26 protein-coding genes are annotated in these 24,337 nt (G+C 63.4%); 14 read left to right on the top strand and 12 right to left on the bottom strand.

Going from position 1 to position 24,337, the window contains the following annotated elements:
• Nucleotides 1-49: 49 nt before the first annotated feature.
• Nucleotides 50-964 carry a phosphate ABC transporter substrate-binding protein gene (locus H8695_RS08540; protein WP_249300804.1) on the bottom strand — a complete coding sequence of 305 codons (915 nt, stop codon included), beginning with the start codon at nucleotides 962-964 and terminating at the stop codon, nucleotides 50-52.
• A 144-nt stretch (nucleotides 965-1,108) separates the two neighbouring features.
• Between H8695_RS08540 and H8695_RS08535 the strand changes: the two genes are divergently transcribed.
• Nucleotides 1,109-1,600, top strand: a complete 492-nt coding sequence (locus H8695_RS08535; protein WP_249300579.1) for a VanZ family protein — start codon at nucleotides 1,109-1,111, stop codon at nucleotides 1,598-1,600.
• Between the two features lie 20 nt (nucleotides 1,601-1,620).
• Here H8695_RS08535 and H8695_RS08530 read toward each other — a convergent pair whose 3' ends face one another.
• Nucleotides 1,621-2,772, bottom strand: coding sequence for an aldo/keto reductase (locus H8695_RS08530; protein ID WP_249300576.1), 1,152 nt, complete (start codon nucleotides 2,770-2,772; stop codon nucleotides 1,621-1,623).
• Between the two features lie 203 nt (nucleotides 2,773-2,975).
• Here H8695_RS08530 and H8695_RS08525 point away from each other — a divergent pair, with 203 nt between their 5' ends.
• From H8695_RS08525 to H8695_RS08470, 12 genes are all read left to right on the top strand, one after another.
• On the top strand, nucleotides 2,976-3,746 hold the full coding sequence (locus H8695_RS08525) for a GntR family transcriptional regulator (RefSeq protein ID WP_249300572.1): 771 nt from the start codon (nucleotides 2,976-2,978) through the stop codon (nucleotides 3,744-3,746).
• Nucleotides 3,747-3,976: 230 nt separating this feature from the next.
• Nucleotides 3,977-5,161: a BMP family lipoprotein gene (locus H8695_RS08520; protein ID WP_249300569.1), complete on the top strand. Its 1,185-nt coding sequence runs from the start codon at nucleotides 3,977-3,979 to the stop codon at nucleotides 5,159-5,161.
• A gap of 69 nt (nucleotides 5,162-5,230) precedes the next feature.
• Complete coding sequence (locus H8695_RS08515) at nucleotides 5,231-6,814, top strand: ABC transporter ATP-binding protein (protein ID WP_249300567.1); 1,584 nt, start codon at nucleotides 5,231-5,233, stop codon at nucleotides 6,812-6,814.
• Nucleotides 6,815-6,823: 9 nt separating this feature from the next.
• Nucleotides 6,824-7,918 carry an ABC transporter permease gene (locus tag H8695_RS08510; protein WP_249300565.1) on the top strand — a complete coding sequence of 365 codons (1,095 nt, stop codon included), beginning with the start codon at nucleotides 6,824-6,826 and terminating at the stop codon, nucleotides 7,916-7,918.
• Between the two features lie 15 nt (nucleotides 7,919-7,933).
• Nucleotides 7,934-8,863 carry an ABC transporter permease gene (locus H8695_RS08505; protein WP_249300563.1) on the top strand — a complete coding sequence of 310 codons (930 nt, stop codon included), beginning with the start codon at nucleotides 7,934-7,936 and terminating at the stop codon, nucleotides 8,861-8,863.
• 23 nt (nucleotides 8,864-8,886) lie between these two features.
• Nucleotides 8,887-9,471 (top strand): cysteine hydrolase family protein, encoded by a 585-nt coding sequence (locus H8695_RS08500; RefSeq protein WP_249300561.1) that lies wholly within the window; start codon nucleotides 8,887-8,889, stop codon nucleotides 9,469-9,471.
• A 9-nt stretch (nucleotides 9,472-9,480) separates the two neighbouring features.
• Entirely contained in the window at nucleotides 9,481-10,059 is a 579-nt protein-coding gene (locus H8695_RS08495) for a cysteine hydrolase family protein (RefSeq protein ID WP_249300559.1), read from the top strand.
• An 11-nt stretch (nucleotides 10,060-10,070) separates the two neighbouring features.
• A complete protein-coding gene (locus tag H8695_RS08490; RefSeq protein ID WP_249300558.1) occupies nucleotides 10,071-11,042 on the top strand; it encodes a carbohydrate kinase family protein in 972 nt (323 codons plus the stop codon).
• 3 nt (nucleotides 11,043-11,045) lie between these two features.
• The gene (locus tag H8695_RS08485; protein ID WP_249300557.1) at nucleotides 11,046-11,846 is read left to right on the top strand and encodes a BtpA/SgcQ family protein; all 801 of its coding nucleotides are present in this window, start codon (nucleotides 11,046-11,048) and stop codon (nucleotides 11,844-11,846) included.
• Nucleotides 11,847-11,858: 12 nt separating this feature from the next.
• Nucleotides 11,859-12,584, top strand: coding sequence for a tryptophan synthase subunit alpha (locus H8695_RS08480; protein WP_249300556.1), 726 nt, complete (start codon nucleotides 11,859-11,861; stop codon nucleotides 12,582-12,584).
• Nucleotides 12,585-12,595: 11 nt separating this feature from the next.
• Nucleotides 12,596-13,318 (top strand): tryptophan synthase subunit alpha, encoded by a 723-nt coding sequence (locus H8695_RS08475; RefSeq protein WP_249300555.1) that lies wholly within the window; start codon nucleotides 12,596-12,598, stop codon nucleotides 13,316-13,318.
• Nucleotides 13,319-13,345: 27 nt separating this feature from the next.
• On the top strand, nucleotides 13,346-14,524 hold the full coding sequence (locus tag H8695_RS08470; protein ID WP_249300554.1) for an iron-containing alcohol dehydrogenase: 1,179 nt from the start codon (nucleotides 13,346-13,348) through the stop codon (nucleotides 14,522-14,524).
• Nucleotides 14,525-14,595: 71 nt separating this feature from the next.
• On the opposite strand, the gene H8695_RS08465 is transcribed toward H8695_RS08470, so the two are convergent.
• The 10 genes from H8695_RS08465 to H8695_RS08420 form a co-directional block, all read right to left on the bottom strand.
• Nucleotides 14,596-14,826, bottom strand: a complete 231-nt coding sequence (locus H8695_RS08465; RefSeq protein WP_249300553.1) for a hypothetical protein — start codon at nucleotides 14,824-14,826, stop codon at nucleotides 14,596-14,598.
• 72 nt (nucleotides 14,827-14,898) lie between these two features.
• The gene (vanT, locus tag H8695_RS08460) at nucleotides 14,899-16,023 is read right to left on the bottom strand and encodes a serine racemase VanT catalytic subunit (protein ID WP_249300552.1); all 1,125 of its coding nucleotides are present in this window, start codon (nucleotides 16,021-16,023) and stop codon (nucleotides 14,899-14,901) included.
• On the bottom strand, nucleotides 16,016-16,489 hold the full coding sequence (locus H8695_RS08455; RefSeq protein WP_249300551.1) for a serine O-acetyltransferase: 474 nt from the start codon (nucleotides 16,487-16,489) through the stop codon (nucleotides 16,016-16,018). The genes vanT and H8695_RS08455 overlap by 8 nt, the downstream gene beginning before the upstream one ends.
• Nucleotides 16,480-17,214, bottom strand: a complete 735-nt coding sequence (locus H8695_RS08450; RefSeq protein WP_249300550.1) for a D-alanyl-D-alanine carboxypeptidase family protein — start codon at nucleotides 17,212-17,214, stop codon at nucleotides 16,480-16,482. The genes H8695_RS08455 and H8695_RS08450 overlap by 10 nt, the downstream gene beginning before the upstream one ends.
• Entirely contained in the window at nucleotides 17,211-18,257 is a 1,047-nt protein-coding gene (vanG, locus tag H8695_RS08445; protein WP_249300549.1) for a D-alanine--D-serine ligase VanG, read from the bottom strand. Before vanG ends, H8695_RS08450 begins: the two co-directional genes overlap by 4 nt.
• A gap of 4 nt (nucleotides 18,258-18,261) precedes the next feature.
• Nucleotides 18,262-19,083, bottom strand: coding sequence for a glycopeptide resistance accessory protein VanW (vanW, locus tag H8695_RS08440; protein ID WP_249300548.1), 822 nt, complete (start codon nucleotides 19,081-19,083; stop codon nucleotides 18,262-18,264).
• Nucleotides 19,084-19,208: 125 nt separating this feature from the next.
• A complete protein-coding gene (locus H8695_RS08435; protein ID WP_249300547.1) occupies nucleotides 19,209-20,306 on the bottom strand; it encodes a sensor histidine kinase in 1,098 nt (365 codons plus the stop codon).
• Entirely contained in the window at nucleotides 20,299-20,991 is a 693-nt protein-coding gene (vanR, locus tag H8695_RS08430; protein WP_249300546.1) for a VanR-ABDEGLN family response regulator transcription factor, read from the bottom strand. The genes H8695_RS08435 and vanR overlap by 8 nt, the downstream gene beginning before the upstream one ends.
• An 82-nt stretch (nucleotides 20,992-21,073) precedes the next feature.
• On the bottom strand, nucleotides 21,074-22,468 hold the full coding sequence (locus H8695_RS08425) for a Sapep family Mn(2+)-dependent dipeptidase (protein WP_249300545.1): 1,395 nt from the start codon (nucleotides 22,466-22,468) through the stop codon (nucleotides 21,074-21,076).
• Nucleotides 22,469-22,549: 81 nt separating this feature from the next.
• Nucleotides 22,550-23,503: an AEC family transporter gene (locus tag H8695_RS08420; protein ID WP_249300544.1), complete on the bottom strand. Its 954-nt coding sequence runs from the start codon at nucleotides 23,501-23,503 to the stop codon at nucleotides 22,550-22,552.
• 33 nt (nucleotides 23,504-23,536) lie between these two features.
• Here H8695_RS08420 and H8695_RS08415 point away from each other — a divergent pair, with 33 nt between their 5' ends.
• The gene (locus H8695_RS08415) at nucleotides 23,537-24,241 is read left to right on the top strand and encodes a DUF2238 domain-containing protein (protein ID WP_249300543.1); all 705 of its coding nucleotides are present in this window, start codon (nucleotides 23,537-23,539) and stop codon (nucleotides 24,239-24,241) included.
• Nucleotides 24,242-24,337 lie beyond the last annotated feature (96 nt).

Here is a 24,337-nt window from a genome sequence, read left to right as displayed (position 1 = left end):
AATGAAGAGTAACTCACATCCCCGTAAAACGGGGGTGGTGGAGGCGGATTTACTGAATTTTGATGTAGCCGTTCTCTTCGACCAGAGCCTGGGCCTCATCGGAGAGGATGTATTCGATGAACTCCTTTGCGGCGCCTGTGGCCTCGCCTTTCGTGACGAGCAGGAACGGTCTTGAGATCTTGTAGGTGCCGGCCACGACGTCTTCGACGCTGCAGGCCACGCCGTCAACCGAGACAGCCTTGACAGAGGACTCCATCATTCCCAGCGAGATGTAGCCGATGGCCTGGGGGTTGCCCGCGACCGTCGCCTTGACCGCGCCCGTTCCCTCGGAGGTGACCGCCTTGTCGCTGAGCAGCGACTCGGTGAGCTTCTGACCGTCTTTCTCGACTTCTCTCTGGAGCCCTACGAGCTCCTCAAAGGCCGAGCGGGTGCCGGAGCCCTCCTCGCGGGAGACCACGGTGATGGCCTTGTCCTCGCCGCCGACATCTTTCCAGTTGGTGATCTCGCCGGAGAAGATCTTCTGAATCTGATCGACCGTCAGGTTCTCCACCTTGTTGTCGGGGTGAACCACGACCGCAATCGCGTCAATGGCGATGGAGGTGGGGACGAGGCCCTTCTGCACCTCTTCGTCTTTGAGGTCGCGCGAGCTCATGCCGATGTCGGCGGTGCCGTCCACGGCGGCGGTGATGCCCGCGCCCGAGCCGACCTGAGTGACTTCAATTTCCACGTTCGGCTTTACCTTGCTGTAGCCCGCGACGAACTTCTCCATGAGCGGGCCGACGGAAGTGGAGCCGACGACGGCGAGCTTTGCGCTCTCGTCCGAGGTGCCGGGATCCGTGGTGCCCGGGTCTGTCGTACCGGGGTCGGTTGTTCCGGGATCGGTTGTCCCGGGGTCTTCACTCTTGGGCGCGCAGCCCGCGAAGACAGCCAGCACAAGCACAGCTGCCAGCAGAATACTCAACATTCTTTTCAATCTTTTCACGCTCCGTTTTCTATTTGATGGTTTCTTTCGATTGCAGATACAGTATTGCTTTTCCATGAAAAGACGGTATGATGGAATTGTAAAAACCGTGTAAAACAAAAAAAACAGCGAAAATCGGAGAAAACCATGCTTGTAACATCAAAGAAAGTCCGGGCGGCGGCGCTCGTTCTCACCCTGTGCTGGATGGCTGTGCTCTTCGCCTTTTCGGCGCAGAACGGCACGGCCTCGAGCGGCACGAGCCGGGGCGCCATTGTCGCGGTGCTCCGGGCGCTGCCCTGGTTCGGCTCTCTGCCCGAGGCACAGATCGTCTCCATCGCGGCGGCGATCGGCGCCGTGGTGCGAAAGTGCGCCCACTTTGCAGGCTACCTGCTGCTCGGCGTGTTTGTCGCACCCGCCGCGGCGAGCTGGTCGCGGCGGTGGCAGTCCTGCGCCGGCCTGTCGCTTGGCGTGTGCGCGCTCTACGCCGTGTCGGATGAGCTGCACCAGTACTTCGTGCCGGGGCGCTCATGCGAGCTGCGCGACGTGCTCATCGACACAGCCGGCGCCGCCGTGGGCGTCGGCCTTGTGCTGACGGTCATCCTGCTCAGGCGAAAAAAAGAGAGCTCACGCAGTGCGTGAGCTCTCTTTTCTCTGTTTTGTCATCTGCCGAAGAGCTGCGCGGCGCGGCGCATGCGCTCCATCACCGGCACCTCAAACGGGCAGTTTTTCTCGCAGCTGCCGCAGGCGATGCACTCGCCCGCCGTGTGCGCAAGACCCTCGTAGTGCGCGCGCACCGTGGGGGAGACCTGCTGCTCCACCAGCGCGAGATCGAGGTACTTGCCGACCTGCGCGATGTCGATGTGCTTCGGGCAGGGCAGGCAGTGGTTGCAGTACATGCACTGCCCCTTTAAATTGAAGCGCGGCACCGACGAGAGAATTTCGCTGTAGTCGCGCTCGCGCGGGTCCATGGTCTCGTAGCGGACGGCCTGTTCGACCTCGGCCGCGCTCTTCATGCCGACGAGCACGCTCGACACCCCCGGCCGCGTCAGCGCGTAGTGGATGCACTGCGGCACGCTCAGCGCCCGGCCGAACGGGCAGGTCTTCTCATTGAGCAGCGCGCCCGCCGCAAGACTCTTCATCACCGTGATGCCGACGCCCTGTCTTTCACAGGTGCGGTACAGCCGCCCGCGCACGGGGTTTATCCCGTCGACGTCGAGCCGGTCAAAGTAGCCCTCGGGCAGCGGCAGAGGCACCTTTGCCTCTTCGGCGAGCAGATCGTACGCGGCGTTTATCGGGAAGAAGAGCACGTCGATCAACCCGCTCTCAACCGCGCGCAGCGCCGTGACCGGGTTGTGGGAGCTCATGCCGAGCGCGCGGATGACCCCGCGGCTCTTCAGCTCGAGCGCATACTCCAATATGGGGCCGTCGAAGATTCTCTCAAAGTCCTCCGGCGTGTCGACCAGATGCAGAAAGCCGATGTCAAGATAGTCGGTGCGAAGCCTCGTGAGCAGATCCTCAAAAAAGACTCTGCACTTCTCCACGTCCATCGTGCGGCCGTACTGGCCATTCTGCCACACGGCGCGAATGTGGCCCTGAATCAGCGCCCGGTCCCGCCGGCTCTCGAGCGCCCGGCCGATGTTGCTTCTCACCTGCGGCTCGCTCATGAAGACGTCGAGCAGATTGACTCCCGCCTCCAATGCCGCGTGTACGGTCTCGGCGACCACCTCGTACGGTTTTCCCTCCAGGTGCTCGCAGCCGAGGCCGATCTCCGAGACCATCATACCCGTGTTTCCAAGCGGACGGTACTGCATCGTCATTCCTCCTCTGTCTCTGTTAAATTCGTTATAACATAATGACCTCTTGTTGTCAATCATCGGATTTTCTGTCTTGTATTTCCAATTTTACGCGGAAAATTGGGGGAAAACCCTTGTTTTTTCTCCTGTTTTATCTTAATATGATATTATATTAACTTAGTTTTGGGCGGCCCCGGCCGCCGTGAGGAGGCGCAAAGCCGATGGAAGCGATGAACATGCAGCGAATCGCACCGGAAAATCAGCTTGTTCCCAAGTACTACATCGTCAAGATGGCAATCTTGAACCAGATCAACAGCCACGAGCTGAGCCCGGGTGATCTCATCCCCTCGGAAAAGGAGCTGATGGACCGCTTCAGCGCCAGCCGCATCACCGTGCGCAAGGCCATGGATCTGCTGGCCGCCGAGGGCTTCATTTACAAGATACAGGGCAAGGGCACCTTTGTCGCGGATCAGTCCAGCCTGCCGAAGCAGGAAAACGCGACCAGAACGGGCGCTGTCAGCTGCAGCGAATCCATCCGCCGGCAGAACATGACGCCGCGCCGCGAGCTGCTACGCAAGGAGGTTATCCCCTGCCCGGACGACGCCGCGCCGGGGCTTGCGCTCGCGCCGGGCGCTCCCGTGCTGCGCTTCGAGCGCCTCTACTACGCCGATGAGATGCCGGCCATCTTTGCGCAGAGTCTCATCAGCCTCGCCGCACTGCCCGGCTTTGAAAAGTACGACCTTATCGGCTACTCCATGATGGACATCATCCGCGAGGACTATCATCTCGAGGCGTCAAAGGCGCAGGCCTATCTGAAAGCAATTGTCTGCGACGCCGCGATGGCCGAGGCTCTGCACGTGAAAAGCGGGTTTCCTCTCCTGGAGTATGCCGGCGTCACACAGGGCAGCCGCGATGGGGATGTCCAGCCCATCGAGCACTTCCGGCTCTGCTACCGAACCGATGTCATCCATCTCCTGCCGGAGATTTTCTAAGCTCTCTACAAAGAGGCCCGGGCGAAATCGCCCGGGCCTCTTTCTGTCTCGGCGGCCGTGGCGCCGATAAGACGTCTTGTCTGATATGCACAGACCCGCCCGCCCTTTTTCAGAATCTTTATCAATTGAATTTTGGGAGTTCTCGTCATATCATGTAGTCATAACAACATGATGATATACTTCTATCGTCATGGGAAACGGACCACAACAAAAAAGGAGGAAACTTTGACATGAGAGCACACACCCGCATTCTTGCGCTGCTGACGGCCCTGATTCTGATCGTCGGCCTGTTCACCGGCTGCAGCGACACGAAAGACCCCGGCACAGTCGATCCCGGAACTACGCCGGGCACCGACCCCGGAACCGATCCCGGCAAGGACATGGACGCCAAGGAGAACATGATCGCGCTCATCCTTAACGAGGGCGGCCTCGGCGACCACGGCTTCAACGACGGCGCGGCCGAGGGTCTCAAGGAGCTTGAGCGCCTCTACGGCATCAAGAGCATCACCGTGGAGCCCGCCGACGTCTCGCAGGGCGAGCTGATCATCCGCGAGGTGGCCGAGGAGGGCTACGGGCTGATCATCATCATGGACTACACCGTCATGACCGAGACCTACAAGGTCGTCAACGACTACCCGGACCAGATCTTTGTGCCGCTCGGCATGCCCACCTCCTGGCGGCCCGAGGAGAAGTACGCAAACGTGGTCGACAGCCAGTTCCTGCTGCCTGAGCACACCTTCCTCGCGGGTGTGGCCGCCGCCTTTGTCGCGACCGACGGCAACGAGATTGTCGACGGCGTCGGCAACCGCCCGGGCGTCAACATCGGCTGCATCTTCCCGACCGAGTCGGTCGGCTTCTACCGCTACTTTGACGCGTTCCAGCACGGCGCGCACTACTACAACGACAACGTCAATATCCAGGTGGACTACACCGTCGGCAACACCGACACGGCGCTGTGCCAGACCGTGGCGGAGAACATGATCAAAAACCAGAACTGCGACGTCATCTGGACCTGCTGCGGTACCGCGGGTCTCGGCGGTCTTCAGGCCTGCCGCATGAACAACGCTTTCGGCATCGGCGTCGACAACGACCAGGACGCCGTGGAAGACGGCTACATTCTCACAAGCGTCGTGCGCGACACCGGGCGCAACATGGTCATCCTCGGCGAACTCTGGCAGGAGGGCACTCTGCTCGAGCAGGATGAGTTCATCTGGGGCGTCGGCAGTGAGATTCTCCGGCTGACCGACATGTCCGTCATCGAAAAGCATGTCACCAACCCCGAGAAGTTCCAGGAACTCAAGACTCTTCTGGCCGATCTCAAAGAGCAGATTGCCAGCGGCGAGCTCGTTCCCTTTGACACCTATACGCATGGCGAGGTCCGCTTCGAGCAGTGGTGGGCCGACCAGAAAAAGTAAGCAGCAACCAGGCTCCGGGCTCCGCCTCGGCGGGGCCCGGAGTACCCACTGTCACAGAGAGGTGAGCACATGAATATCATTGAAACCCGCAATCTCACCAAAAAATTTGGGGACTTCACCGCCAACGATCAGATCAGCTTTGCGGTGAAGCAGGGCGAAATCCGCGCCATCATCGGCGAGAACGGCGCGGGCAAGACGACGCTGATGAACATGCTCTACGGCATTCTGGAGCCGACCTCGGGCGAGATTCTCATCGAGGGCGAGCCGGTTACTCTGCGCTCTCCCAAAGACGCCATTGCGCACGGAATCGGCATGGTCCACCAGCACTTCAAGCTGGCGCCGAGCCTGACCATCTTTGAAAACGTCCTGCTCGGCGCCGAGATCAACAAGACCCGAAGGATCGGCTCGAAGACCTTTTCCGGCCTCACCATCGACATCAAGGAGGAGCGCCGGCGCATTCAGGAGCTTGTCGACAAGCTCAACTTCAATCTCGATGTAAACGACCGCGTCATGGACATCGCCGTGGGGGCGCGCCAGCGGGTCGAAATTTTAAAGATGCTCTACCGCAACGTCAAAATCCTCATCCTCGACGAGCCGACGGCTGTGCTCATTCCCCAGGAGGTCGAGGAGTTCATGAACCAGCTCGAGGACTTCAAAAAGCTCGGGCAGACCATTATCATCATCACCCACAAGCTCGACGAGGTCAAGCGCTGCGCCGACACCATCAGCGTCATGCGCCAGGGCCGCCTGATCGACACCGTCACAAACGACGAGAGCGCCACGCGTGAATCGCTCGCCGAGAAGATGGTCGGCCGGCCGATTCTCCTGCGCGTGCAGAAGAGCGGCAAGCCCGTTGACGAGACCAGGACGCTCTTCTCGGTGCGGGGGCTCTCGGCGCTCGACGGGAACGGCAAAAAGGTGGTAAACGACGTCTCGTTTGACATTCACGCTAACGAGGTCGTGGGCATCGCAGGCATCGAGGGCAACGGCCAGACCGAGCTGATGTACTGCCTGACAGGTCTGATGAACACCACCGGCGGCACCATCACCGTCGACGGAAAGGACGTCACCGGCAAGTGGCCGAGCGATCTGCGCGCCGACGGCGTCGCCGTGGTACCCGAGGACCGCTACCGCCAGGGCCTGTGCCGCGAGGTGCCGGTCAGCCGGAATCTGATCGCGGGCTACCACTGCTGCGACTGCTACTGCAAAAAGGGCTTCATGCGCAGCAAGAGCATCCGCGAGAACAAGGAGCGTCTCGTCGGGGAGTATGACATCCGTCTCTCGGCCGACGACCCGCCGGTCTCGTCTCTCTCGGGCGGCAACGCCCAGAAGATCATCATCGCGCGCGAGTTCTCCCGGTCGCCGAAAGTGCTCCTCGCAAGCCAGCCCACCCGCGGCATCGACATCGGCGCGACGGAGTTCGTCCACAACAGCATTTTGAAGCTGCGCGACGAGGGCAAAGCCGCGCTGATCATCTCCTCCGACCTGTCCGAGGTCGTCGGTCTCTCCGACCGCGTGCTCGTGATGTACAAGGGGGAGATCGTCGGCGAGTTCAAGTCGGACGACGTGAGCTTTCAGGAGCTCGGCCTCTACATGTCGGGGGCAAAGTCGCAGAAGAAGCCGCAGGCCGTGCCGCTCGCGGCCGGACAGTAGGAGGGCGCCATGAGTCACATGTTAAAACAGCGCAGGCGGACGGCATCCGTTCTGAACTTTCTGATTCCGATCGCGTTCGCCTTTCTGATCGGCAGTCTCTTCACACTTGCCCTCGGCCAGAATCCCTTTGCCGTATACGGCTACATCATCAAAAAGTCGCTGCTCAGCTACGGCGGCATCATGAATTCGCTGGGCTTTGCCACCCCCATGATCATCACCGGCATCGCGACCTCTTTTTCCTTTACGGCCGGGGTCTACAACATGGGTATTGAGGGCCAGCTCACGCTCGGCGCCTTCTTCGCCGCCTACCTCGGCTTCACGCTCACAGGGCTGCCCCCCGCGCTGCACATTGCGGTGTGCATTGCGGGCGGAGCGGTGGTCGCCATGCTCTTCTCGCTGATTCCGGCGCTTCTCAAGGCCTACATGCGCATCAACGAGATCGTCGTGACCATCATGCTCAACAACATCGCCATGATCGTGGCCACCTTTCTCACCAACGGCCCGTGCAGCGGCCATCTGGCCTACACCTCGACCCCGATGGTCCACGAGTCCGCGGTGATCCCGCGCATCGACTCAAAATACCGCGTGACCATCGCTTTCTACATCGCCCTTGTGATTCTCATCGCGGTGTGGATCGTTCTGCGAAAGACCCGCTTCGGCTACGAGATCAACTGCATCGGCAAGCAGTCGGAGTTCTCGGACGCGGTGGGCATGAAAGTCTACAAGAAGACCATCATCGTCTTCGTGCTCGGCGGCCTCTTCGCGGGCATCGCCGGCGCAACCGAGATTCTCGGCGTCAACAAGAGCTTCATTCCCGGCTTCTCCGGCTCGCCCGGTCTCGGGTGGGACGGCCTGATGATCTGCGTGCTCGCCCGGCAGCACCCGCTCGGCATCCTTGTGGCGTCGGTGCTCTTCGGGGCGTTCAAGTATGGCAGCGTCTCGCTGCAGGCCAGCATGGGAATCCCGGTCGATTTGATCAACATCATCCAGAGCTCGCTTATCCTCTTCCTCTCGGCGCGCTATGTCAAGGAGAACACCCAGCTGTTTGAAAAGCTGCGGGGCCGCCTCGGCAGAAAGCAGACCCGCGAGAAGAGCGCGCTCTAGAAAGGGGGAGAGAACATGGACATTATTCTCAGTCTGCTCAACATGACCCTCAAGATGTCGACCCCCTATCTGCTGTGCGTCATCGGCGGCGTCTTTGTCCAGCGCGCGGGCGTGTTCAACATCTCGCTCGAGGGCGCCATCACTTTCGGCGCGTTCGGCGGCATTCTCTTCACCGTGCTCGGCGAGAGCATCGCCCTCGGCTTTGCAATGGGCATTGTGGTGTGCCTGGTCTTCAATCTCATCTTCGGGCTCTTCGTCGTGCATCTCGGAGGCAACCCGACCATCGTCGGCCTCTCCCTGAACACGGTCGCAAGCTGTGTGCCGCCCTTTCTGCTGCAGGCTTTCTTTCAGTCGCGCGGCTCGCTCAACGCGACCAGCCTCATTGACCCGGCCAAGATGAAGCTCGACATTCCCATTCTGCGCGACATCCCCATCCTCGGGGACATCTTCAACAACCAGACCCCGCTGACCTATCTCTCCTTTGTCATTGTGACCGTGCTCACCGTGGTGCTCTACCGCACCAAATTCGGCGTCCACGTGCGCGTGGCGGGCGAGAACGAGGAGGCCGCAAAGGCCGTCGGCATCAAGGTCAAGAGCATCCGCATCTGGACGCTTGTCATCTGCGGGGTGACCTGCGCGCTCGCCGGACTCAACCTATCGGTCGAGAGCGTCGGCATCTTCACGCTCGACATGTCCGCCTCGCGCGGCTTCATCTGCCTGTCGGCGATCAACTGCGGCAAGAAAGACCCCGTCAAGGCGTCTCTCTTCGCGCTGCTGTTCGGCTTTGCACGGGCGCTGCAGATCATTCTCAACAACTATGTCGGCCCCGTCGTCGCCTCGCTGATCGGCATTCTTCCCTACGCGACCATTCTCGTGGTGCTCTTCATCACGGAGCTGCCGCGCATTCGCGCCAACACCATGCGAATTTTCCAGGAGCAAATCTGAGCCAACCGAAAGGAGAAACCGCCATGAAAATTCCCCAGCACAAGACCGCACTGCTCGTTGTCGACATGCAGCACGACTTCACCAAGCCCGGCGGCAAGGCCTACTACGAGATGACCGAGCAGATGCTCAAAACCTACCCCGAGAAAATCAACAAAATGCGCGAAAAGGGCGTTCTGATCGTGCCGATCTACACCATTCACGACCACGACAAGCCCGTGAATCCGGAGCTGACCCGCATGGCCAAGGCCACGCTCTCCCCCGAGACGGGCGGCGAGCTCATGGACGAGCGCATCCCCATCGACCCGGTGCACGACATCATCTGGCGCAAGTACGCGGCGTCCGCGTTCTTCAAGACCAACCTCGACGAGGTGCTGCGCGAGCACGGGGTGCAGAATGTGCTCGTGTGCGGCGTCAAGACCAACGTCTGCTGCCGCGCCACCGCCACCGACGCTGCGAGCCACGGCTTCTACGCCTTCATGGTCAGCGACATGATCGCCACCAACACCCCCGAGCTCTCGCAGTTCCACCTCGACGAGATGACCAAGTACTTCGCCAAGGCTCTCGACTCCGACGAGGTCTTCCGCCGGCTCGACGCCGGCACGTTCTAGGGGGACGCCATGGCCGGAAAAACCGCACTGCTCGTCATTGACATGCAGCACGACTTCACTCTGCCCGGCGCGCCCGCCTACTACGAGACAACCGGCGAGATGATGCCGCGGCTGTGTGAGAACATCAACCGTCTGCGTGAGCTTGGGGTGCTCATCGTGATCGTCTACTCCATCGTGCCGAAAGACCACCCCATCAACCCCGAGCTCACCCGCGTCGGCAAAAACCGCACGCTCGTGGAGGGCACCGGCGGGGAGCTGCTCGACGAGCGCATCCCCTACGATCCCGCGCGGGACATCAAGCTGCGCAAGTACGCGCCGAGCGCGTTCATCAAAACCGATCTGCTCGACATGCTCCACGAGCGCGGCATCGAGAATGTGCTTGTCAGCGGCGTCAAGACCAACGTCTGCTGCCGCGCCACCGCCACCGACGCCTACAGCTACGGCTTTCGCACTTTCATGGTCAGCGACATGCTCGCCACCAACACCGCCGAGCTCTCGCAGTTCCACCTCGATGAGATGACCAAGTACATGGCCAAGGCCATTGACTCCGACGAGGTCTTCCGCCGGCTCGACGCCGGCGAGCTCTAGGGAGGTGCGCCATGGCTGGCTACGATTTCACCGTCTGCGGCGTCGCGACGTCGGTCAAGGTGCTCAGGGTCCGCGAGATGCCCCGCATCGGCGTCACGACGGCGATTCTCAATCCCGGCTACGACGTCCCCGACCGCGGCGGCCCCGGCTGGAACATCAGCTGCGCGCTCGACAAGCTCGGCTGCCGGGTTCTGCCGGTTCTGACCTACTCGGACTGCACATTCGGCCCTGAGCTCGACGCCTGGCTCACCGCGCGCGGCATCCCCGACGCCGGCATTGCGCGCCCCCCGGAGGGGTACGCGGGCGTAGCGCTCATGATCCAGGATGAGAACCGCGACCACATGACCCTCGGCCCGGGCTACGGCGTCAAGGATGGAGGCGTCGTCATCCGCCAGAACTACACGCCCGAGCTCTTTTCGGACAGCGATCTCATTGTGCTGAGCGCGCCCCGGCCGGAGAATGCCGCCGCTCTCGTCGAGGCGATCAGGGCCTCGGGAAAGCCCCTTGCGTTCTCCATGCGCCGAGACCCTTACGCCTTTCCGCCGCAGAGGCTGCGCGAGATTCTGCTCGCGTCCACCATCGTCTTTGCAAACGAGTCCGAGACCGACTACATCACATCGGAATTCTCTCTGAAACACATCACCGATCTCTTCGCTCTGGGCAAAACCGAGATCTTCGTTCAGACCCTCGGCAAGCGCGGCAGTCTCGTCCACCGCAAGCTGCCGGACGGCAGCTGCGAGAGCCTCACCATACCCGTCACCGAGACCCCCGTCGGCAATGTCGACGCCGTGGGTGCGGGCGACGCCTATGTGGCGGGATTTCTCTTCGGCCTCAGGCAGTGCGCGCCTCTGCCGGTCTGTGCGCAGTACGGCAGCACCCTGTCCTCCTTTGTCATTGAAAAGGAGGGCAGCACCACCAATCTTCCGACGCTCGACGAGCTGATCGAGCGCAACAACAACCGCCCGGATGCGGGAAAGGAATAGCCTATGAACATCATTGAACGTATGAAAAACGGCGAGAAAATCGTCATCGGCATGATCCACTGTCAGCCTCTTCCCGGTTCGTTTCACTACGGCGGGAACTTCCGCGAGATCAGCGACCGGGCCATTGCCGACGCCAGGACCATGCAGGCGGCGGGCTTTGACGCCGTCATTCTCGAGAACACCTGCGACGCGCCCACCGCGGCAAAGCTCGACGTGCCCCAGATTGCGGGGCTGTCCGCTGTGGCCGCCCGGGTCCGCGACGCGGTCGACATGCCCCTCGGCGTCGAGGCGGTCTTCAACGACTATGCGGCGGCTTTGTCCATCGCCATTGCGGCCGACGCGCAGTTCATCCGGCTGCCCGTCTTTGTCGACACGGTCATCACGGCATCGGGCGTGATCTCGCCCTGCTCGCGCGAGGCGGTGCTGCTTCGCAAGTCGCTCGGCGTGGAGCACATCAAGATCCTCGCCGACGTGCAGAGCAAGCACTCCTATCTGCTCAACCCCGAGATCACCCTCGAGGAGTCGGCCGCCTGGGCCGCGACCCGCGGGGCCGACGCGATCGTCGTGACCGGCGCCGCCACCGGCAAGCAGACCTCGACCGCCGCGCTCGACGGCGTGCGCCGCGCCGTCAAGCTTCCCGTTCTCGCGGGCAGCGGCGTGTCGGCCAAAAACGCCCATGAGCAGCTCGCGGTGGCCGACGGGCTCATCGTCGGCTCGTCGCTCAAAAAGGGCGGCAACCTGCTCGCACCCATCGAGGCGGACCTCGCGCAGCAGATGGCCGACCTCGTGAAAAATTACCGGTAAAGGAGATTTGTTATGAGCTTTCATCCCGTCTACTACATCGTCATGGGGTATCCGACGCTCGAGAAGACCGAGCAGATGATCGACCGCTATGTCGCCCACGGCGTCAGTGCCGTTCAGCTCGACATGCCCTCAAAGGACCCCTACGGCGAATCGCCTTTCATCCAGGAGCGCATGGCGGCGGCTCTCGCGAAATACCCGAGCTACGACTTTTTCATGGACTCCATCCGCGCCATCCGCAAAAAGCACCCCACGCTCGAAATTCACCTCGTGGTCTACCCGGACGTCATCGAGACCATCGGCCTTGACCGCTTCATCGACTTCTGCAACGAGACCGGGCTCTACTCGGTTCTCGGCGCAAAGGACTCGAAGACGCTCGACTACATGAACGAGCGCGGGGTCGTCACCTCCACTTTCATCAACTATGACTTAAACGACCCCCAGATTGCTCTCGCCAAGCGAAACGACAAGCAGATCGTTCTGCTGCGAAACGCCAAAGAGGGCATCACCCCGCGCCCGGGCTGCGAGTCGGTTCGCGACCGCGTGGCCTATGTGCGCGCACAGGGCGTCACGGCGCCTCTCTTCGCCGTGGCGGGCATCACGAGCCGCGCCATGCTCGAGGAGGCCAAGCAGGCCGGCGCCGACGGCGCCTACATCGGCACCATTCTCATGAAGCAGTGGGACGATGAGCCAAAGCTCTGGGCCATGCTCGACGACTTTGAGTCGGTCAGCGAACCCTGACGGTGGCGCACATGAAAACCATCTGTTTTCTCCCCTGGGGCTACCCCTCGATGGAGCGCAGCGCGGAAATTGCCGCCTGCTACCTTGAGGCCGGCTGCGACGCCATCGAAATCGGCATCCCCCCGCGCGACGCCTATCTCGACAACGAGTATCTTCGCGGCGTCATGCGCAGAGCCTACGAGCAGTGCCCGGATCCCCTCGTCTACCTCGAGGACATCCGCGCCTTTGCAAAGGCGCACCCCGAGACCGAGCTTCTTCTGCTGCTCTACGACGAGACCATCCGCGCCATCGGCGCGCAGCGGCTCACCGCTTTCTGCCGGGAGCTTCGCATCGACAAGCTGGTCTCGGGTGATCTCAAAGACCCCGCGCTTCTCGACGAGCTGCGCCGCGGCGGGCTCTTCAAGTCCTCCGGCACCGGCTGGTCCATGCCGGAGGAGGCGGTGCAAAACTGCCTTGGCGACGGCGGCTTTGTCTATCTGCGCGCCGCTTTGACTCCCGGCGAGACGCCCCGGCCCGGCTGCGAGACTCTCGCGGGCTGTGTGCGCCATCTGCGCGAGGCGGGCGTCACCCGCCCGATCTACTGCGGCATGGGCATTCACGCCCCGGCGGACGCCGCGGCCGCGCGGGAGGCGGGCACCGACGGCTGCTTTGTCGGCAGCTCCATTGTCAAACTGGTCGACCAACCGCGCGAGCTGATCGAGACGATCCGCTCCTACTGCGCGGCTGCGAAATAATTCACTAACGAAAGCGAGGAAATTTCCATGCAAGACTTTATGTTCTGCGCCCCCACACAGATTTTCTTCGGCAAGACTGCCCTCGACAAGCTCGCGGGCGGTGTCAAGAAGTATGGCAACCGCGTGCTGATGGTCTACGGCGGCGGCAGCATCAAGCGCTTCGGCCTCTATGACAAGGTCGTCAAAATCTTTCAGGACAACGACATCTCCTTTATGGAGCTGTCCGGCGTCGAGCCGAACCCGAAGATGGGCCTTGTGCGCGAGGGCATCAAACTCTGCCGCGACAACAACCTCGACGTCGTGCTCGCCGTCGGCGGCGGCAGCGCCATCGACACCGCGAAAGCCGTGGCCGCCGGTGTGCACTACGACGGCGACATCGCCGAACTCGTCGGCCAGGAGTACTTCGGCAAGATCCTGCCGATTCTGACCATCCTGACCATGTCGGGCTCCGGCTCCGAGATGACCACGAGCACCGTTCTCAACAATGAGGCGACCGGCGTCAAGGCCGGCTTCCACGGGCCCGACGTGCGCCCGCGCATCTCCTACTTAAACCCCGAGTTCACCTACACCGCGCCCAAGCGCCAGATCGCGGCCGGCGTGGCCGACGGCATGAGCCATGTCTTTGAGAGCTACTTCAGCAACGAGAAAGGCGCCTATCTGCAGGCCCGCTTCAGCGAAGCCATTCTCAAGACCCTCTTCCAGTACGGCGAGACCGCCGTCAAGGACCCCGAGAACTACGAGGCGCGCGCAAACGTCATGCTCGCCAACACCTGGGCCTGCAACGGCGTCGTGGTCAAGGGCAACTATGTCATGTGGGCGACCCACATCATGGAGCACCCCTTGAGCGCCGTCTACCCGAATCTGACCCACGGCGAGGGCCTCGCCTGCCTGACCCCGCCCTGGATGCGCTGGACGCTCGACGAGGAGCGCGCCTACCGCTATGTCGACTTCGGCGTGAACGTGCTGGGCATCGACCGGAATCTGCCCGATATGGAGATCGCCAACAAGGCCATCGACATCACCGAGGACTACTTCTTCAACAAACTCGGCATGCCGCGCCGCCTGCGCGACCTGGGCGTGGAGGAGAGCCGCCTGCCCGAGCTTGCGCAGCTGACCATGAACCGCCTCAACGACAAGGCCATCTCCATCATGTACAAACCCATGCACTACGACGACTGCCTCGAAATTTTCAAGGCCGCCTTCTAAATTTTCTTCACATATTCCCCTTAAAAGAGAAGCGGGGCCCCGGTGTTGCCGGAGCCCCGCTTCTCTTTCTCCTATTTCTCCCTCTTCGCCCCGAGGGCCGCGGCGACCCCCGCCGCAAGCAGACCTGCCGCCACGGCGGCCGCGCTCTTATATGGGGCCATGTGCCGGATGCTCTCAGAAAAATAGGTTCCGGCGTCCGCCGCCAGCTTGATTCTCAGCCCCGGAATCAGATAGCAGCAGGCAAGATACACTCCGGAAAAAGCGCCCGCGAAAGCAAGCGCAGCCCGTGCCGCCCGTTTCATCCTTTCGACCTCCTCTGTTGTTCTCCTCTGGAACTGCTCTGTCAGCATGCTTTGACGCCCGCCGGCCCGCTCTCACTGCACGACGCGGCCGAGGCGCGGCCCGAGGCGGCTCAAAATCTCGTTTGCGATCGTGCCCACCTGCGCCGCCACGTCGCAGACGTGGATGCTCTGTCCCCCGTCCTCCCCGATGAGAGTGGCTGTGTCGCCGGCGTGCGCGCCGCCGATATCCGTGACGTCGACGAGAGTCTGGTCCATGCAGACCCGGCCGACGATCGGCGCTCGGCAGCCGTGCAGCAATACGCCTCCGACACCTCCCGAGAGGGCGCGGGGCAGGCCGTCGGCGTAGCCGATGGCGAGCGAGGCGAGCACTGTGTCGCGCGGCGCCGCAAAGTCCATGCCGTAGCCCGCGCACTCGCCCCGGCGCAGCAGCCGCACGGAGGACACCCTCGCCCGAAGCGAGAGCGCCGCCCGCAGCTCGAGCCCACAGCGCGAGAGCTCTTCGCGCGTGGAGAGCGTGCCGTAGAGCGCGATGCCGACGCGCGCGTAGTCCCCGCCGAATTCGGGGTAGCCGAGCAGCCCCGCGCTGTTCAAAAGATGTGCCTTCGGCGCGGCGCAGCCGGCCGCGCGCAGCGTTTGCACCGTCTCCCAGAACGCGGCGGCCTGCGCGCGCGTGTAGGCTCTCTCGCGCAGGCCGGTCCCGTCGGCGGCGCACAGATGGGTGAAGACTCCCTCGACACGAAGCGGCGCGCGCCGCAGCAGCGCGCAGAGCTGCTCCAACTCCCCGGGGCCCACGCCGAGCCGGTGCATGCCGGTGTCGACGGCAATGTGCACGCGCACAGGTTCCCCGCGATCTGCAAGCAGCCGCGCGCAGTCGAGATCGACGACCGTCTGGGTCAGGTCGTGGCGCATGAGAAGCGGGAGATCCTGCTCCCCGGTGTAGCCGAGCACCAGAATCACGCCCCGCACGCCGCTCTCGCGCAGCGCCGCCCCCTCCCGGGCTGTCGCCACGCAGAACGCACGCACCCCCATTTTCGCCAGCTCCCCTGCGACAGCCGCCGCACCGTGGCCGTAGGCGTCGGCCTTGAGCGCGGGCATGAGCTCGCACCCGGCGGGGAGCAGTCCGCGCAGAAGCGCCGCGTTGTGGCGCAGAGCCGCCCGGCTGAGCTCGGTCCAGGCGCGCGCGGTCTGCTCACACATCTCTCTGACCCCCGCACAGCACACGCGGCGGCTGGGCGACCACCGTGCAGCCGGGCGGCACGTCGCGGCTGACGACCGCACCGGCGCCGATTTTCGCGCCGTCGCCGACCGTGATGCCCCCGACGAGCACGGCTCCCGCTCCGATCAGACAGCGCCGCCCGATCCTGGGAGCGCGCCCGCCGACCTCGCCGATGGTGACATTCTGGTAGATGCGGCAGTCCCGCCCGACCCTGGCATAGCGCGAGATATAGACCCCGTGCAGCCCGTGGGGCAGCGAGGGCTCGCCCTCCACCACGGCGCCCCGGCCGACATAACCGCCGTGGCGGCGGGCCGAGCGGGCCATCAGAAAGCCGAGCACATCCGAGACCAGCCGGTTCTTTGCCCGGGCGTGCAGCCGGTAGAGCCGCCAGAAACCTGCGAGGCAATCGCCCCGGGACCACTCGGTCAGCCGCTGTCTCACTGCCATACCGCCGCCCCCTCTCTCCACACGGTCAAAATCTGCGCGCCCATGTTGTCGCCCGAGACTACCGCCGTGCCGTCCGTCTGCGGCGGCGTCTGTGCGCCGGTCAGGCGGCTGATCTCAAAGCTGCGCTCCCCCTCGGTGAAGCAAAAGGGCGCGCCGCCATACGGAAAGCGCCGCAAAAAGTCGTGGTACTCCTCGAGGATGAAGCCAAACTTCACCATAATTGCGGCGTGGGGCACGCCCACATAGCGAAAGTGCCAGGGCTCGGCCGCAATGCCGGTGATGTGCTCCTTTCCCGCCGGGTAGCGCTCGACAAAGCCGTGGCCCGCCGCAAGCCGGCGAAAGGCGCGGGCAGCTCCCTCGTCCGGGAAGTGCGGGCGGATGGCGTCGAGCGGCTCACCGCGCAGCCCGAGGTCAATCGCAAGCCCGGTCTCATGCTCGCTGTGGCCGGGTCTTGCGACAAAGCGGCGCGTGAAATCCTCCCCGTTGTCGCGAAGAGACTGCTCCCAGAGCCCGCGCTGCTCCACATGGGGCCGCCAGCCGCTGACTGCCGCAATGCCGTCCCAGCCGTGCATCCGCGCCATGAGCCGCTCGAGAAGCGCCGCCGCGCGGCGCTCCAGCAGCACGCCGCCCACGGGCGCGAGCTCCGGTTCCCACCCGCAATAGGGGTGCCCGGCGTTCACGAGAATCAGGCTGCCCCGGCAGGTGGGGTCGAGGCGCGCGCTCACGGCTGCACCGCCAGTTCGATCACGCGGGCGACCACCTGCGCGAGCGTCAGGCCCGCCGCGCGCATCATGCCGGGAAAGCGGCTGTGGGCCGTGAAGCCCGGTATGGTGTTGATCTCGTTGAACACGATCTCCCCCGCCGGCGTCAAAAACAGATCGACCCGCGCGAAGCCCCGGCAGCCGAGCGCCCGGTAGACGGCCTCTGCGGCACGCTTGATCTCGGAGGCTTTCTCCGGCTCGATTCTCGCCGGCACATGGATTTTGGAAGTGATCAGCTGATACTTTTCCGTGAAGTCGAAAAAGCCGTCTGCGAGCTCGATTTCATCGACCTCCCCGACTGTCAGCTCCCGGTTGCCCATGATGGCGACGCCCACTTCAAAGCCGGGGATGCACTCCTCGACAAGCGCCCGGCCGCCGTAGCGCAGCGCCTCGCGCACCGCGCTCTCCAGTTCCTGCGGCGCGGCGACACGGCTCACCCCAAAGGAGGAGCCCGCCCCCGCGGGCTTGACAAAGAGCGGGTAGCCAAGCTGCTGCGCCCGGCTGTGGACATCGGCCAGGTCGCAGCCCTGTATCAGCGCGAAAGAGCGCGGCACGCGCACCCCCGCAAGCGCCGCGAGCCTGTGGGAGCGGTCCTTGTCCATGCCGAGCGCCGACGCGAGTGTGCCGCAGCCGACAAGCGGGATGCCCGCGAGCTCGCAGAGCCCCTGCACGGTTCCATCCTCGCCGTTTTCCCCGTGCAGCACCGGGAAGACCGCGTCCACGGTGATTTTTTGCACGCCCCCGGCCTCAAAGACCAGAAGCGCTCTCTCGCCGCGGTTCGGCGAGAGAGCGGCGCTCACGCAGTCGCCGAAGCGCCAGGTGCCGTTTGCGATGCGCTCAGGGCCGCCGCGGTACAGAAGCCACTCGCCCTCGCGGGTGATGCCCACCGTCACGGGCTCGTAGCGCTCGCGGTCGAGCGCGCCGAGCACGCCGCAGGCCGACTCGAGCGAGATGTCGTGCTCCACCGAGCAGCCGCCGAACAGAATGACGATCTTTTTTCTATCCATGTCTCTACCTCTCCTCTATGGGTGTGCCGGGCGGCAGTTCATAGCCGATCCGGCAGCGGTTTTGATACAGCAGCCGCCTCTCGAGGCACCGCCCTGTCGCGCTGTCGAGCACAAGGCGCACGATGTCCACCTGCTCATAGACTTCGCCGGCCTCGCGGCAGTAGCGCAGATTCTCCTCTGCCACCCGCCAGATGCGCCCGGGGTCGCGCTGCGCGCGCACGCCGCCGATGATGTGGTCGTCGTCAAACGCCACTGTGATCTGATAGGGCTCGTCGGTGTCGTTTCGCAGACGCAGGTCGAGCCACCCCTCGCTGACTGTGGCGTCCACGCCAGCCCCCGCGTCACTCGGCGGCTCGGGAAAGCTCTTGACCGGGTGGCCGTGGCGCTCGACAATGGTCAGCGGCGCGTGCAGCATCACCCAGAACAGCAGATTCGCAAGCTGGCAGACGCCCCCTCCCAGGCGGGGCACAAGCCGGCCGTCCACCTCGGCGAGGCCCTCGCGGTAGGGTGTCTCGCGGTCGGCGCGGCGCACGAGGTGCCAGAATGAAAAGGTCTCGCCCGGGCGGATGACAAGCCCGCTCAGCGTCGCTGCGGCGAGCTTCAGATTGTAGACCTTGTTGTGCTGGTAGACCATGTCGAGCCCGGTGCTGTCGTTGAGCATGGGACAGCTCGAGGTGAACAGCACGCAGGGCAGCAGGTCCTCTGAGAGCCCGTCTGCATAGCGGCAGCCGTCGAAGCGCATTTTGGTATAGAAGAACAGCCGCCTCTGCCAGCGCCGCAGCGGCAGCAGCCAGGGGAACATCTGTGTCACGCGTCTTCGCGCCATGAAAAAAACCTCCCGAAAAAGAAACTCCGCTCTGATACCTCTATGGTACCAGAGCGGAGCGGTTCTTATTTTCGTTTTCCATCTCGCCTTTCTCGCGGTTTTCTGACGCAAATCATACAAATTTCTTACACGGCTCCCGGCAGCGTGACGGTGAAGCACACGCTCTCGTCGGCGCTCTCGGCGGTGATGGTTCCGCCGTGCAGCACGACGATCTCCTTTGCGATGGCGAGCCCCAGTCCAGCCCCGCCGGTCGCGCTGCCGCGCGACGAGTCGAGGCGGAAAAACTGCTCAAAGATGCGCTCGAGCTTCTCCGGCGCGATGGTGCGCCCGCGGTTTTTCACACGCACCACGGCGTGTGCGCCGCGGCGCTCGAGCGTCACCTCAATGGCGGTTCCCTCATAGCTGTAGCCCACCGCGTTTCGCAGCAGGTTGTCAAACACGCGCTCGAGCTTCTCGGGGTCGCAGACGAGCTCGACGCCCGGCTCGAGCCGGTTGTCCCAGGTGAGCGAGCGCCCGGCGAGAGCGGGGTTGAACTCGTAGGTGATCTGCTCGAGCATGCGCGTGAGATTGACCGTCTCCCGCTCGAGCGTCAGATGGGTCAGGCTGAAGCGGGTGATGTCGAAAAACTCGTTGATCAGCTCCTCGAGCCGCTCGGCCTTGGCGAGGGCGATGCCGGTGTACTTGGCGCGCAACCCGGTCGAGAGCTCCGTCTCGTCGCGCAGCAGCGTCAGATAGCCGATCACGCTGGTCAGCGGCGTCTTGAGATCGTGGGCGAGATAGACGATCAGGTCGTTTTTGCGCTGCTCGGCGTCGCGCGCCGCGCGCGCGTCGCGAAGCGCCCTCTCGCGCACGAGGTTCATCTCGTTTGCGGTGGCGGCGAGCGCCGCGGACAGCTCGATGGGCTCCTCGCTCGGCGACGCGAGCTTACGCGAGGCGTCGACAATCTCGTCGAGATAGCGAAGCGGCTTCGAGAGATACCACCAGGTGATCAGCACCCAGCCCCCGATGGCCGGTATGCCGACAAAGAGCAGAATGTAGTCTCTGACGAAAAGCAGAAACCGGTAGAGCGGGTCGTTGGAGTGCCAGTTGATCCCCGCGCAGAACTGCGCCGCCATCAGCACCGATGCGCCGAGCACGAGCAGGTAGATCAGCACACTGAGAAAGTACTGCACCAGAAGCCTCTGCGAGAGCTGGCTGCGGCGTCTTCTCTTCTCTCTATTCAATGGTGTACCCCACCCCCCAGACGGTCTTGATAAACTTCGGCTTTCGGCTCGGTTCGCCCATCTTCTCGCGCAGGCGCGCGATGTGGGCCATGACGGTGTTGTTGCTGTCGAGATACTTCTCTTTCCACACCGCCTCAAAGAGCTCCTCCGACGGCACCACCCGTCCCCGGTGCTCGCACAGATACCACAGAATGTCAAACTCAATGGGGGTCAGCGCGAGCTCGCGGCCGTAGAGCGTACACTTGCGGCTCTCGCGGCAGACGGTGAGTCCCGCGAAGTCAAACTCCTGGCGGCTGTCCGCCGGGTGCGCGAGATTGTAGCGGGTGTAGCGGCGAAGCTGGGTCTTGACGCGGGCGACGAGCTCCAGCGGGTTGAACGGCTTTGTGATGTAGTCGTCCGCGCCGAGGGTGAGCCCCATGATTTTGTCCATGTCTTCGACCTTTGCGGTGAGCATGATGATGGGAAACAGATGCTCGCGGCGGATCTCCTGGCAGAGGGAAAAGCCGCTGCCGTCCGGCAGCATCACATCGAGCACGGCCAGCGACAGCTCCTCACGCGCGACACAGTCGAGCGCCTCGGCGACGCTCGCGCACTTTGAGACCTCGTAGCCGTCGTTTTTCAGATACAGCTCCACCAGATCTGCAATTTCCTTTTCATCGTCCACCACAAGAATTCGCTCCGCCATCGGCTGCGCCCCCTTTGCTCTCATTGTATCAGACCGCCCGCGCGCGGTTCTCCCGGTTTTGCTTATAAAACTCTTACAAATTTCATACGGCCGGCATGGTCGCAAGCCGGTAGATCGCCTCGATGCAGATCTCGGCGTGGCCCATGAGATTCTCGATTTCGATGAATTCATTGGGCTCGTGGTAGTTGGTGTGCGGGGTGTCCTCCAGATGCGCGCCGAAAGTCACGGCGCGCCCCGCCATCTTGCGGCAGTAGGTTCCGACCCCGCGCGGCCGACAGAAAGCGGGCCGGCCGGTCACCTGCTCGTACACCGCCGAGAGCTCGCGTACAATGCGGCTGTCCTCCGGCACGAGAAGCGGCGGCATGTCGTGGGTGACGGCGGTGGAAAAGCCCCAGCGCGCCGCGAGCGGCGCGAGCGTGTCGGCAAGCTCCTGCGCCGTGCGGCTCACCGGGTAGCGGATGTCGATGTGCGCGCTCTGGCCGGTCTCCCCGGCCTGCGCGAGACCCACGTTGAGCGTCAGCGGCCCCGAGACTTCGTCCTCGCACCGGACGCGCGCGGCCGCCCCGTCGGTCTGCATGCCGAAGCACGCCGCGAGAAAGCTCACAAGCGGCCCCGCCTGCTCTTTGAGCTGCTCTCTGAGAAAGAGCGCCAGCGCGCCGATCGCGTTGACCCCATCGGGCGCATAGGCCGCGTGGGCGGCGCGCCCGCGCGCTGTCACGGTGAGCCTGCCGTCCGCGCCGGTCTCGGCTTCGAGCGCCGCGGCCCCCTGATACGAGCGGGCCGCCTGCGCGACGGCGGCGGCGTCAATCCGGCTGCCGTCGAGAATGGCGCGCGCACTTTCGGGCACAATATTGACGGCTGTGCCACCCTCAAAGGCCACGACGGCGCCGGGGCTTCCTCCCTCGCGGGCAAAGGCGATTTTCGCCATGCCCTTTTCACAGTTGATGATGGGGTAGAGCCCGTCCGGCGCAAAGGCATAGTCCGGTACGCCCTCGCGCTCGACGTAGTAGTCCATATCGTCCATGCTGGTCTCCTCGTTGGTGCCGAAGATCAGCCGCACGCGGCGCTTCGGCTCGACGCCGAGGTCCATCAGGGTCTTCGCGCAGTAGAGCGCGGCGACGCCGGGGCCCTTGTCGTCCTCCGCGCCGCGGCCGTAGACCCGGCCGTCCGCCACGTCGCCCGAAAAGGGGTCGCGCTCCCACACGCCGCCGACCGGCACCACGTCGAGATGGATGAGGATGCCGACAAGCTCCTCCCCCTCGCCGAACTCGGCGTATCCCACGCGGTTGCCGAGATTTTTTGTGCGAAAGCCCATACCCACGCAGAGCTCGAGCACCCACCGCAGCGCCTCGGCTGAATGTGCCCCGTAGGGGCAGCCCTCAGTGGGCTCCCCCCGGACGCTCGGAATGCGGATGAGCTCGCTGAGAGTCTTGACAATCTCGCCCTGCCGGGCGCGGATCTCCTGCTGTAAATTCATGGTCTGTCTCCTCTTTCATGGTCATGGTGCGCTCCCGCCGCGCGCGGCGGGGTCCGCCCGTGTCTTTTTGCGCCGCTGTCCCTAGCGGCAGAGCCACAGGACAAACGGAATGGTCACAAGGGAAAAGAGCGTGGTCATCATCACGCACTGGGTCACATAGTCGGCGGCCTCGCTGTTGCCGGCGCGCGCGAAGATCGCGGTGGAGCTCATCGCGGGCAGCGACGCGACAATCGCCGCGGTCAGCGCCACCTCAGGCGAGAACACCGGCAGCAGCCGCAGCAGATAGTAGAGCGCCAGCGGCGCCACAATCAGTTTGGACGCAATGAGCAGAAAAATGCTCCTCTCGCGAAAGAAGCTCTTAAAATCCAGAAAGGCAATGCTGCCGCCGAGGTAGAGCATGGCGATGTACTTGCTCGTGCCGCCGATTCCCGCGATGGTGTCGACGACGATGTTGTCGGGGTCTACGCGCAGCACGAGCGCCGCAATCCCGAGCAGCAGCGCGAGCACCGTCGGCTGGCGCAGCATGTTGAAAGCCGTTGCACGCAGCCCGCCGGCGCGCCCCGCGCGCTCGGCCCGGCCCGTGGTGAGATGGACGCCGAGCGTCCACATCAGGGCGTTCTCCGGCAGGCTGTACAGCGAGATGCGCAGAATTCCCGCCGCGCCGTAGAGCGACTCCATCAGGGGAATGCCCATAAAGCCGGAGTTTGAGAAAGCGTGCGCGGCCACATAGGCGTCGTGCCGGTCGCCGCGCAGGCGCGCAAGTCGCGCGGTCGCCATCCCCAGCGCGATCATGAACAGCAGCTCGACGAGCCCTGCGAGCAGCATCGGCCAGGCCGCGAGCAGCTCGCGCAGCGTACCGACGCCCGCGATGTTTCCGAAGATCATACAGGGCATGATCAGCCGCGCGATGAGCATCGCCACCGACGAGAGCACCTGCCCGTCGATGAGCCGGAGCTTGATCGACAGAAAGCCGATGAGAATCATCAGCCCAAAGAAGAGAAACTGTGTCAGCACAACGCTGAATTCCACCTGCATATCCTACCTCATTCCAGTATCACGGGAGGCCCCATGAAACGTTTTTCTCTCAAAATTCTGCTCTGCGCGGCCTGTCTCATCCGCGCCGCCTTTGTGGTCACGGCCGCGGCGGCCGTTTTGTCGGGTCACTACACCTCGGCGGCCGCCGCCGCGGCGGGACTTGCGCTGAGCTTTTCCCCGGCCATTTTGAAGCGCCGGCGGCTTCTCTACATCCCCGTGTCGCTGCAGCTTTTTCTGCTGCTGTTTCTCTTTTGCACGCTCTGCCTCGGGGAGTACTTCGACTTCTACTACCGCTTCTGGTGGTGGGATCTGATGCTCCACGGCGTGTCGGGGCTCCTGTTCGGTGTGATCGGGTTTCTCGTCACCTTTGCACTCAACCGCAACGAGAAGATCCACTTTGTTCTAAGTCCCTTTTACATTGCGTTTTTCGCCGTGTGCTTCTCCACGACCATCGGCGTGGTGTGGGAGTTTTTCGAGTTCGCTATGGACGGCCTGTTCGCCATGAACATGCAGAAGAGCGGCCTTGTCGACACCATGAAAGATCTCGCCGTCGACTTTCTCAGCTCGTTTCTCGCCGCGCTCTCGGGCTATCTCTACCTCGTTCGCGGTGAGAGCCGCGCGTGGCAGAGGTTTCTCTCGCGCTTCATCCGCAGCAACCGTCGCCTCTTCCGGCGGCATGCCCGCCAGGCGCCGCCGGAGCAGGAGACACCCGCGCCCGACGACAGACCCATCCTCTGACAGTATAGTATCCCCGGCGCGCTCCGTCCAGTCCCCGGCGCAAAAAAGAGCCGGGCGCCGCTCTTGACATTGCCTGCATTTGAATTTAGAGTAGAG

This window comes from Feifania hominis (assembly GCF_014384765.1).
Lineage (GTDB): Bacteria > Bacillota > Clostridia > Oscillospirales > Feifaniaceae > Feifania > Feifania hominis.
The sequence above is the reverse complement of the archived record's forward strand: the minus strand, read 5'-3'. Positions and strand labels throughout refer to the sequence as shown.

What these genes read in the sequence shown, in the direction of transcription:
- H8695_RS08415 (WP_249300543.1), top strand. Translation starts at nt 23,537, where the DNA reads ATGAAACGTTTTTCTCTCAAAATTCTGCTCTGCGCGGCCTGTCTCATC.
- H8695_RS08480 (WP_249300556.1), top strand. Translation starts at nt 11,859, where the DNA reads ATGAGCTTTCATCCCGTCTACTACATCGTCATGGGGTATCCGACGCTC.
- H8695_RS08540 (WP_249300804.1), bottom strand. Translation starts at nt 964, where the DNA reads ATGTTGAGTATTCTGCTGGCAGCTGTGCTTGTGCTGGCTGTCTTCGCG.
- H8695_RS08470 (WP_249300554.1), top strand. Translation starts at nt 13,346, where the DNA reads ATGCAAGACTTTATGTTCTGCGCCCCCACACAGATTTTCTTCGGCAAG.
- H8695_RS08490 (WP_249300558.1), top strand. Translation starts at nt 10,071, where the DNA reads ATGGCTGGCTACGATTTCACCGTCTGCGGCGTCGCGACGTCGGTCAAG.
- vanR (WP_249300546.1), bottom strand. Translation starts at nt 20,991, where the DNA reads ATGGCGGAGCGAATTCTTGTGGTGGACGATGAAAAGGAAATTGCAGAT.
- vanW (WP_249300548.1), bottom strand. Translation starts at nt 19,083, where the DNA reads ATGGCGCGAAGACGCGTGACACAGATGTTCCCCTGGCTGCTGCCGCTG.
- H8695_RS08535 (WP_249300579.1), top strand. Translation starts at nt 1,109, where the DNA reads ATGCTTGTAACATCAAAGAAAGTCCGGGCGGCGGCGCTCGTTCTCACC.
- H8695_RS08495 (WP_249300559.1), top strand. Translation starts at nt 9,481, where the DNA reads ATGGCCGGAAAAACCGCACTGCTCGTCATTGACATGCAGCACGACTTC.
- H8695_RS08520 (WP_249300569.1), top strand. Translation starts at nt 3,977, where the DNA reads ATGAGAGCACACACCCGCATTCTTGCGCTGCTGACGGCCCTGATTCTG.
- H8695_RS08465 (WP_249300553.1), bottom strand. Translation starts at nt 14,826, where the DNA reads ATGAAACGGGCGGCACGGGCTGCGCTTGCTTTCGCGGGCGCTTTTTCC.
- vanG (WP_249300549.1), bottom strand. Translation starts at nt 18,257, where the DNA reads ATGGATAGAAAAAAGATCGTCATTCTGTTCGGCGGCTGCTCGGTGGAG.
- vanT (WP_249300552.1), bottom strand. Translation starts at nt 16,023, where the DNA reads ATGTGTGAGCAGACCGCGCGCGCCTGGACCGAGCTCAGCCGGGCGGCT.
- H8695_RS08455 (WP_249300551.1), bottom strand. Translation starts at nt 16,489, where the DNA reads ATGGCAGTGAGACAGCGGCTGACCGAGTGGTCCCGGGGCGATTGCCTC.
- H8695_RS08510 (WP_249300565.1), top strand. Translation starts at nt 6,824, where the DNA reads ATGAGTCACATGTTAAAACAGCGCAGGCGGACGGCATCCGTTCTGAAC.
- H8695_RS08500 (WP_249300561.1), top strand. Translation starts at nt 8,887, where the DNA reads ATGAAAATTCCCCAGCACAAGACCGCACTGCTCGTTGTCGACATGCAG.
- H8695_RS08475 (WP_249300555.1), top strand. Translation starts at nt 12,596, where the DNA reads ATGAAAACCATCTGTTTTCTCCCCTGGGGCTACCCCTCGATGGAGCGC.
- H8695_RS08525 (WP_249300572.1), top strand. Translation starts at nt 2,976, where the DNA reads ATGGAAGCGATGAACATGCAGCGAATCGCACCGGAAAATCAGCTTGTT.
- H8695_RS08420 (WP_249300544.1), bottom strand. Translation starts at nt 23,503, where the DNA reads ATGCAGGTGGAATTCAGCGTTGTGCTGACACAGTTTCTCTTCTTTGGG.
- H8695_RS08530 (WP_249300576.1), bottom strand. Translation starts at nt 2,772, where the DNA reads ATGCAGTACCGTCCGCTTGGAAACACGGGTATGATGGTCTCGGAGATC.
- H8695_RS08515 (WP_249300567.1), top strand. Translation starts at nt 5,231, where the DNA reads ATGAATATCATTGAAACCCGCAATCTCACCAAAAAATTTGGGGACTTC.
- H8695_RS08485 (WP_249300557.1), top strand. Translation starts at nt 11,046, where the DNA reads ATGAACATCATTGAACGTATGAAAAACGGCGAGAAAATCGTCATCGGC.
- H8695_RS08425 (WP_249300545.1), bottom strand. Translation starts at nt 22,468, where the DNA reads ATGAATTTACAGCAGGAGATCCGCGCCCGGCAGGGCGAGATTGTCAAG.
- H8695_RS08505 (WP_249300563.1), top strand. Translation starts at nt 7,934, where the DNA reads ATGGACATTATTCTCAGTCTGCTCAACATGACCCTCAAGATGTCGACC.